The 8,456-nt window shown below is 56.3% G+C and carries 8 protein-coding genes and 2 pseudogenes; 3 read left to right on the forward strand and 7 right to left on the reverse strand.

The genetic code is table 11. The features are described from left to right. Together FXV83_RS44675 and FXV83_RS40430 are read left to right on the forward strand one after the other, a co-directional pair. Positions 1-130, forward strand: a pseudogene (locus FXV83_RS44675) (DUF1488 family protein); the annotation flags it as partial. 252 nt (positions 131-382) lie between these two features. Further along, entirely contained in the window at positions 383-937 is a 555-nt protein-coding gene (locus FXV83_RS40430; RefSeq protein WP_235940592.1) for a hypothetical protein, read from the forward strand. Positions 938-1,263: 326 nt separating this feature from the next. On the opposite strand, the gene ftsZ is transcribed toward FXV83_RS40430, so the two are convergent. Then, the gene (ftsZ, locus tag FXV83_RS40435; RefSeq protein WP_148745610.1) at positions 1,264-2,523 is read right to left on the reverse strand and encodes a cell division protein FtsZ; all 1,260 of its coding nucleotides are present in this window, start codon (positions 2,521-2,523) and stop codon (positions 1,264-1,266) included. 50 nt (positions 2,524-2,573) lie between these two features. After that, complete coding sequence (locus FXV83_RS40440) at positions 2,574-3,188, reverse strand: hypothetical protein (protein ID WP_187436513.1); 615 nt, start codon at positions 3,186-3,188, stop codon at positions 2,574-2,576. A 115-nt stretch (positions 3,189-3,303) separates the two neighbouring features. On the opposite strand from FXV83_RS40440, the pseudogene FXV83_RS40445 reads away from it, so the two are divergent. Beyond that, a pseudogene (locus tag FXV83_RS40445) lies at positions 3,304-3,450 on the forward strand (DUF1488 family protein); the annotation flags it as partial. 88 nt (positions 3,451-3,538) lie between these two features. Here the strand turns inward: FXV83_RS40445 and FXV83_RS40450 are convergent. The 5 genes from FXV83_RS40450 to FXV83_RS45595 form a co-directional block, all read right to left on the reverse strand. Continuing rightward, positions 3,539-4,720, reverse strand: a complete 1,182-nt coding sequence (locus FXV83_RS40450; protein ID WP_148745612.1) for a DUF3644 domain-containing protein — start codon at positions 4,718-4,720, stop codon at positions 3,539-3,541. Beyond that, positions 4,717-5,601, reverse strand: a complete 885-nt coding sequence (locus FXV83_RS40455; RefSeq protein ID WP_148745613.1) for an HNH endonuclease signature motif containing protein — start codon at positions 5,599-5,601, stop codon at positions 4,717-4,719. The genes FXV83_RS40450 and FXV83_RS40455 overlap by 4 nt, the downstream gene beginning before the upstream one ends. After that, the gene (locus FXV83_RS40460) at positions 5,598-6,398 is read right to left on the reverse strand and encodes an OmpA family protein (protein WP_210250798.1); all 801 of its coding nucleotides are present in this window, start codon (positions 6,396-6,398) and stop codon (positions 5,598-5,600) included. The genes FXV83_RS40455 and FXV83_RS40460 overlap by 4 nt, the downstream gene beginning before the upstream one ends. Then, a complete protein-coding gene (locus FXV83_RS40465) occupies positions 6,340-7,809 on the reverse strand; it encodes a hypothetical protein (RefSeq protein WP_148745614.1) in 1,470 nt (489 codons plus the stop codon). Before FXV83_RS40465 ends, FXV83_RS40460 begins: the two co-directional genes overlap by 59 nt. Before the next feature lie 243 nt (positions 7,810-8,052). Continuing rightward, on the reverse strand, positions 8,053-8,436 hold the full coding sequence (locus tag FXV83_RS45595) for a lysozyme inhibitor LprI family protein (protein ID WP_148745615.1): 384 nt from the start codon (positions 8,434-8,436) through the stop codon (positions 8,053-8,055). Between the last annotated feature and the right edge of the window lie 20 nt (positions 8,437-8,456).

The raw sequence follows: 8,456 nt of genomic DNA on the forward strand, positions 1-8,456 counted from the left end.
CGAGCGCGAAGCCCAGTTCACCCGCCTGCGCGAGCGCATCGAAGCCTGCGTGGAACGCAAGTATCAGGCGACCGAGTTCGAGGGCACCCCGCCGGGCATCGTGCTGCGCAGCATTGATTTTCGGGGGTAGGGTAGGCGACGGTTCGCACCGCGAGCGTGCGCAAGCTTTGCGCATTTTCAATTGTATCCGCGGCGCCATTGCCGCATCAGCGTTGAAATTAACCACTTGTTAACCATGCGGTCGCCTAATGTGGATGATTGGGGGATCACCATGTCGGCCCATGCGACGCGACTGAAGTTGATGCCTGTTTCGGCCGATCCGGCTATTCGTTTGGTTGCCAGGTTAACGGTTCGCGTTACGGCTGTCCTACGGAGCAAAGCAATGTTCGGAAAGGACGATTTAGTGGACAATCTCAGTCGCGATCTCGATCGCGCGCGCGGACGACGCGATGCTCTTGCATCCGAAGCCGCGACCCTGACGGCTCAGATCGCCGAAATCGAAGCCCGCCTTTCGGAGGAGAAAAACAGGCGGGAGCGTGATCGCGCCTTGGGCGAAATCGAAGCGATCAAAACCCGAATCAAACAGGCCGGGAGCGCGTTTGCACCTGTTGTCGATGGTCTCTGCAAGGCGATCGAGCAGGCTGCGGCAGTTGTGCCCGAGGCTCGCGAGCTCAATAGTTTTCTAGTATCGGTGGCGACCGAAATCGACAGCGTCATCGATCCCCTGTTGCGCGGACTGGACCAACGCGCGGATGCGGTGCGAGTCGGTCACGCTGCACTCGACCTCCCGAGTTCAGCCAATGAGGGGTCCATCGTACCGCCCATCGAACCGCCAAAAGACAATAACGACCGCCTGCTTCGTTTTCCAGCATGGCTGTCTCGCGACAAGGAGGCGGAAAAGGAAGCAGCGGAGAACCCGCGCAGCACGGCAGCGTGAAGGATCGGCGCACTGCGCACCTCGGAAGCTTGCCTGCGGCCATCCTTCGAGACGCCCGCCTGCGGCGGGCCCTCAGGATGAGGTCGCGTTTCGCGGCGCGATATCAAGCCCTCATGGTGAGGAGCCCGCCGCAGGCGGGCGTCTCGAACCATGCAGGCCGAGCACGTTCGACAGCCTCTCAACCGGCATATGCGATAGCCCTGCCCGCAAGCGGGAGAGCAGCGCGTGCGTGGCTAGAACAAGGCTAGTCTCATCGCGCTCTGGAGTCGCGTAGCAGCGGTCCATTTCCGGCATTGGAGACAAGTAACCCTGGTTCGTCCGACCGCTCAGTTGGCCGCGCGGCGCAGGAAGGCTGGGATATCGAGAATGCCTTCGTCGGCCACATTGCGCGCAGAGGAGCGGCCGTAAGGATCATGCGGCTGGGGAGCCGCGTGGCGCGTATATTCCAGATTCGGCCTTGCCGGTTGCCCCGCAGGGTGGCGGGCCTCCGGGCGAAGCGGCGTGCTCTCCATTTGCGGAAGCGGTGCACCGCGCTCGATGCGATCGGCGATGCGGCGGCTGTCGTTGCGCAGCCTGCCGGCGAGCTGCGTGAGTGGGCTTTCCGCCGGTTGCGTCTGCTGCGCCGGGTCAAGATTATCGATTCCGGTCGCCACCACTGAGACGCGGACGATACCTTCAAGGCTTTCATCAAACGACGCGCCGACGATGATGTTGGCGTCCGGGTCCGCCTCGTCGCGAATGCGGGTAGCAGCTTCGTCGACTTCGAACAGCATGAGATCCCGGCCGCCAGTGATGGAGATGATGAGGCCACTGGCCCGCTTGATCGAGGGGTTCTCGATCAATGGATTGGAAATTGCGGCCACGGCGGCGGCGAGCACGCGTTTCTCGCCGGAAGCTTCTCCCCTTCCCATCATGGCCTTGCCCTTCTCTCGCATCACGGAGAGAACGTCGGCAAAATCGAGATTGATCAGGCCTTCCTTGACGATGAGGTCGCTGATGCAGGCCACACCCGAATAAAGCACCTGATCGGCAAGGGCAAAGGCATCGGCGAATGTGGTCTTCTCGCTGGCCACCCGGAACAGGTTCTGGTTCGGGATGATCAGCAGGGTGTCGACTGTCTTCAGCAACTCCTCGATGCCGGCTTCGGCAAAGCGCATGCGGCGCTGGCCCTCGAAGTAGAATGGCTTGGTGACCACGCCGATGGTGAGGATGCCGAGCTCGCGCGCAGTTTTGGCGATGATGGGTGCAGCCCCGGTGCCGGTACCGCCGCCCATGCCGGCAGTCACGAACACCATGTGCGCGCCGGTCAAATGATCGCGGATCGTATCGATGGCTTCCTCGGCTGCGGCGCGTCCCAATTCGGGCTGCGAGCCGGCGCCAAGGCCTGCAGTCACCGTTGTGCCAAGCTGGATGAGGCGCGTCGCCTTCGACATGGCAAGCGCCTGCGCGTCGGTATTGGCGACGACGAAGTCCACCCCTTGCAGCCCGGCCGTGATCATGTTGTTGACCGCATTGCCGCCGGCGCCGCCGACCCCGAACACGACAATGCGCGCCTTCATCTCGCGAATATCGGTGATGCCAGTCATTCTGTCCTCGCGGTTGCTCCGGCAGGCCGGGATGGAGAAAGGTTCGAGTGCTATCTGCGCGCCGCGCGGTCTGCGCCCACGATGGCCGCGGCCAGATGTCCCAATCGAAGCGCGGCTTGTCCCGCGATCGCGCCGCCAGCCCGGCGACCGGTCCGCAGAGCCGCCACTTCGTCTTCCAGTCGTGCCGCCCACGCATTGGCTGCCATTGTCTCGGCAGCCGCCTGCAGCAGCTCGACGGCCAGGCGATCGGCGCGCTCGCGCTCGCGCTCGAAATCTGCCCTGTAGCCGGTTGCTACTGCTTCGAGCCGCGCGACCTCCGCCTTGAATGCCTCGATCTCCAGAGCGTTTTCGAGCGAAGTGGATACCGGTTCGCGTAAAGAAAACGCGTCTAAACAATAATCTAGAGCCCCGTTCCGATTCCATCGGAACGGAAATGGCTCTAATGCCTCGATCTTTGCCATGGAGGCGGCGATGTGGTCTGCCTGGCGGCCAATTCGTGGGCGGGGCATGTACCGGAGTTCGGAGAAATCAACGCTCACCAGGGCTTTGCCGTCATCCGAACGCGACCGCGGCAAACGGCGTCGTCTGGCAAGCGAACGAGCGGCCTCGCGAGAGATATTGAGGCGGGCACCTAGATCGGCATACGTCAGCAACGCAACGGACATCGACGCTTCTCCTGGAGCGAACCGGGAAGGCATTTCGGGCTGATGATGACTGGACGATGACTTCAGGCTAGGCTGCGTTGGTTAATGGACGGTTAACGCGCGCGGCGCTAGCGCCGGGCCCGCTCGCCAGGCCGAGCGCGAAGCCCAGTTCACCCGCCTGCGCGAGCGCATCGAGGCCTGCGCGGAACGGAAGTATCAGGCGACGGAGTTCGAAGGCACCCCGCCGGGGATCGTGCTGCGGAGCATTGATTTTCGAGGGTAGGGGAGCGAGCCGTCGTACACATTGTTGTTCGGGCCCAGATGTGTACCTGCGTGAGCATGCCAACCGCGTGCACCAAGAGCCGCGATTTCTAATCGGGTTGGGGAGGTGCATCGACCCCAATATCTCCGCCGAGCGCACCTACCAAGAGCGCAATCCACTCGTCATTGTAGGTGTAGTCCTTGTGAGCTGCGTGATAGATGCAATACCCCCGGTTCGTCTTTTCGGGAGCTTTCGATCCCTTCAGAGGTCGTGCTTTGTGCTTCTGCCAAGCTCTAGTGTGGTCGGCCATTGAAAATGGCTTGGATGTCGCATCTCGTACAATCTTTACAACGTCCGCTGGCTTGTATCGATACAGCTCGTCCGCGATCTTAAATTTTTGAAGAACATTTTGAATGGTCTTTCCCTCGGCGGAATCCGGGCTAAGAAATTGGATATGGGCTTTTCCTTTTGAAGCGCTATCGAACGTGTAGACGACTCTGAATTGATACTCTAGGTCACCCAGCTCTTCCTCGCTCATATCCTTCTTAAGTGCCGCATCCAGCGCTGTAATGTTCGGAGGAACGTCATAAGCGGTTGCCTGGGCTAGCTGCTCCAAGTCAAGTTTTCCGAATTGAAGAGCAACCGAAAGTTCGTGCTGCAGAGAGAGGCGTGGTCCGAACCAGGCCACTATCGTCTTGTCGAAGTTCAGGCAGCAGGCTTGAAAAAGTGGTAGCCAAGTCGCATCGCTTCTCCCGAGCATTTTGTGTTCAACAACATCCCGGATAGTCTTCAAGGATGTCAGGTTCTTTCGTATTCCTTTCGACAGCGGACAATCTGCGCGAGACAACATATAGCTTAAGGCAAACGTACTTCCGTCGGTGTTATTGGGTGGAATATCTGCGCGATGGTAATACTCATGAAGCAAGTAGGTCCAAGCTATATTTGCGAGCACCGCAAATACCTCGGTCTTGAATTTGTAGCTTGCGCCGTTGAAAATTGTGACCGCTAGCACCATCGCTTCCCGAGCGCGAATGAGGCGCTCGTCTTCATAAAAATTTAGGCCCGTAATTGGATCGAAGCTTCGCTTCTTGCGCTTGAAATAGGCAGTCTCCTCAGTTGACGCTGGAGCAACGGCTGGGTCTTTTTTGATCCCTGTGATCCGGCCGAAATTTATTGTGGCCTCTCGTTCGTAGTTGATCAGAGTGAGGATGTCTTGATTGCGCATGCCCTCGGAGATCAACGACTTGATCACCCGTTTCTCTTCGATGCTCAGTGCCGTTGGCTTTTTCATGGCTTCGGAGGACTCGCGGTCGATTCGGTCTTAGGAAATCTCCGAAAGAAAGCTGCATAGTCAGGGTTCTCTCTAACGTGCGAGTGCTGAAACTCGTTCGCGTGGCATCTAATGCAAAGCAGCCTAATATTCGTCGGATGATTATCTGATTTGTCCGCGTTTAGATGGTGCGCATGCAGGAATCTCCGACTTCCCGGTTCAGCTAAGTTAATTCCACAGCCCGCCTGCTCGCACCGGTATCCTCGCTTTTCCTTCAATGCTTTCGCAATCCTATAGAAATGCGGGCTGTACACGTTGGTCGGGGCATTTATTGCGTCGAATTTCGGCATGGCCCAGACGCAGCTTTTTCCAAATTCGTCGAAGAAGGCCTTGATTGAGAAGCCTTGAACAGCTTCGCGACGCCAATCGACGGTCCTCCTCATCGAGAAGGACTTGTAGTTAAGCTCATCCAGGCATTGTTGGCAGACGTTCAATTGTTCGTCGCTTTTGATTGCGATGTCGCCGCGGATTCTCTGGATACTAAATCGGCCATCATCTCTGGTGGCGACGACATATCGAGTTTTGAACCGTCCGGCCTCCATCATCATGCTTAGAGTGCTACACATTGCGAGATGATATTTGGGCATAGATGTTCGCCCGCCATACTCAGCAACATCTCTGATGTACACGATGACGCGTCTGCCCTTGTAGATGTGCGTGCCGTCGTTTAGTACCCGCACCTCGTCGAGAGGAATTTCAATTCCCTCACCGGAGAGCCGTTCTATCTCTTCGATCGTCAGCGTGTCTGAAGGCGGTGGGGGCGTGTAATCACGTAGACTTGCTCCCATTGCGTTGCGCAATGCGTTTAGTTCCGGGTTGTCGTCAAAATATGGAAGCTTCACCGACCTAAAGCTCCGAGTATCTTTGACAGCTGATCTTCGGCAGCGGTTCTTACTCGAAACTCTACTCGCTGTGATCCGATAAAATCTTCCGTGCCCTCGGATGTCACGAGGCGTCTCGCCGAAGAGAGGCCATTTGCCGTTACTCGAGCAATAATCCAGCGTATCGTCTCGTCATCGCGGATGGCCTGGATGCCGAATACATGCATTAAGACAGATCGAGCGCGCTCCTGTGACAATCGCATATTCTCGTAGTAGGCTAGCTCGGGTGTTAAATTCTTCCAAAGCGAAGATGTGTGCCCCTCAATGCGAACCTCCTCGATTGCTTCTGCATATTTTGGTGATCTGAGAATTTTGATATATCGGGGGAAAAAGCTGATGAGAGTTGCCTTGAATGCGTCCTTTACCGTCGCTGCGCCGATGTCGAACTGAACATTTGGCTCCTCGAAGCGAATCGAAAGGTCTGGTCTTATTGACGCGCGCCACTTCGGTAAGTCGTCCTTGAATTCCTCAGATAGCTCTTTGTAGAGTTGTCCCCGAAGATCGGTGTAGTGCGTAGCAATCTCCCGAATTCGATTCTGCGCCTCGACGATTTTGGCCTCGTTCTTTTTTACTTGAAGCATGAATACTATTGCGACCAGGAGGAATATCATCATAAGGCCCGTCATAAGGTCACTCAGAGGAACCCAATGGTCCTCTTGTGGACGGATCCGGGAGTTGCGGGTCATTAGCGTCATCGCTTTAACCTCGGCCCATCTGGACCACTGCACGTAGCCGGTCTGTGAGTGGAGTATAGTCATCAACAAACTGCTTGGAGAGTGCGGTCAGTTGCCGACCCAAGGAGGAGATTGATTTCGACAGCTCTGTTTCGAGGGCGGCGTCGAGCTTGGCGAACTGCTCGGTTGTCTTGTCGCCTAGCGATCTGACGTGATCATTGATTTGAGTGCTGGATGCCTGGGTGGTTTCCAACAACAAGTTACGGACGTCGGCGATTGATGACTGGAGGGAGCCTCCGGCTTCGCGCAAAACTTTCGTCATTTCATCTTGATTGTGCTTTACCCCAAGAGTGAGTTGCTCGTCGAGTTGAACGACTTTTGTTTCGATCGTGCTGCTCATGGTTCGAACATGTTCGTTCATTTGTGCGCCGGCTGTCTGGGTTGTCTCGAGCAACACATCGCGGATTTCCGAGACGGATGATTGGAGTGCCGTGCCAGCACCTCGCAAGATGGTGGTCATGTCGTCCTGATTTTGTTTGACGCCTTGCGTCACCTGCTCTGTGAGCTGAATTATCTTGGTTTCAATTTGAGGTAGGCCCGCAGACGCAGCTAGAAGAAGCTGCGCAAGCTGTGCGAGAGATTCTGTGATCTGGCCTCGTTGAACTTCAAGTCCGTTAAGGAGACTATCGAGTGCTTTTGCAGTCACAGAGAAGCTTTCGGAATTTGAGACGAGCGCCTCGTAGCGAGATGAAGCTGTGACCATATTTTCTGCCGCGAGCGCTTGATGATGGATCATCTCGCCAACTTGTTCTCGATATTTTTCCTGCCACTCGAGCATCGCGCCAACAGCTTCGTTAAGCTGTTTGAAATTGTCTCCAAACTGTTCAGTAATCTTGGAGTTGAAATCTCTGATCACCTCTTGCAGGGCAATGATCAAAGCCTTCGAATTGCTCTCCGCTAGCCGCTGCATGAAGGCAGCCTGCGATTTGCCAAGGGCATCGAGCCTATCGTTCGTGTCCTGACGGCTAAGTTTCAGTTGGGAGATGACGGTTGATTCTCCCTCTCCGACGAGCGAACGCTGTAAGCTGACGAGCTGTCCATACAGGTCGTCCACCGTCGCACCTTCAGACCTTTCAGCAGGGTTTGAATGTCTGACCCCGAAGATCGCATACCGAAGTTTCAGCGTAAGCGCAGCACCAACGCCAACTACCGAGGCGATAAATGCCGTCTTTAGGCCGTCGAGCAGCGTCGGAATGCTCGCATCGATTTTTTGCGGGTCGAATTGGTAAAGGCCCTCTGCGATTCCGAGGAATGTGAAGAATATACCTGCCGTCGTGAAGATGGAGGGGCCTTCGTGGACAGTGTGTTCGTTGTATTTAAATGCATGTGCGATCACCAAGCAGATGAGCAGCATGCTAACCGCCCATTGGGTAATTGGTGGCAGCGAAAGAAATAGCTGCCACACGCTGTCCGTCAGCGCCACGAGTCTATCCATTCAGTTTGCTCCCCAACCAAAGAAGAATTAGCTTTGCTTGCGATCCGCTCGATGCGCGATCGCTGTCAAACCCGCCAGCCAATCACAATGCCGTCTTCCAAATAGATGCGATTCCGAAATCTGTTCTTGCCAGTCTGGCCATACTTCCACGTTTCCTTAGTGTGCGCTCGTATGTTCGGAGCTCGATATGGCGATCTTGTTTAGCGCAGTGATGCGAGCCCTCGTCGCGTCGAGTATGCATGATCAGGTCAAAGTACCTGCAAGGGAGGAGCAAGCCGTGTCCCGTTGCGTCAGCCAGGTTCGTTGGCTTTCTAGTAGAGCCTGGCGATCCTTGGAGACTCTCAGCACTTGTAGATAGGTGCGTCCCATGACCGCATCCCATTGAGCTAAAGTGGTGTCGCCGCAAATGGCGCGCTCCATAGGTGACTTGGCCGCCCGACAGTCGAAGCTTGGGTTGGGTTGACTCGCCGGCGTCTGTTGTGGGGAGATTGTGGATCGTGCTTCCGGAAGGATGCCGGTCTCTAAGCAGTCGACGCGTCGGTCTACGTCTGCGATCGCTAAACTGTGACGTGCGATGGCGCTCTGATCTTGTGAAATGGCAGTAGTGCTTAGCGCGGTGAGGAGCACCGTATCCCTCCGTTGAGGGC

Origin of the sequence: Bradyrhizobium hipponense (genome assembly GCF_008123965.1) — a bacterium.
Taxonomy (GTDB): Bacteria; Pseudomonadota; Alphaproteobacteria; order Rhizobiales; family Xanthobacteraceae; genus Bradyrhizobium; species Bradyrhizobium hipponense.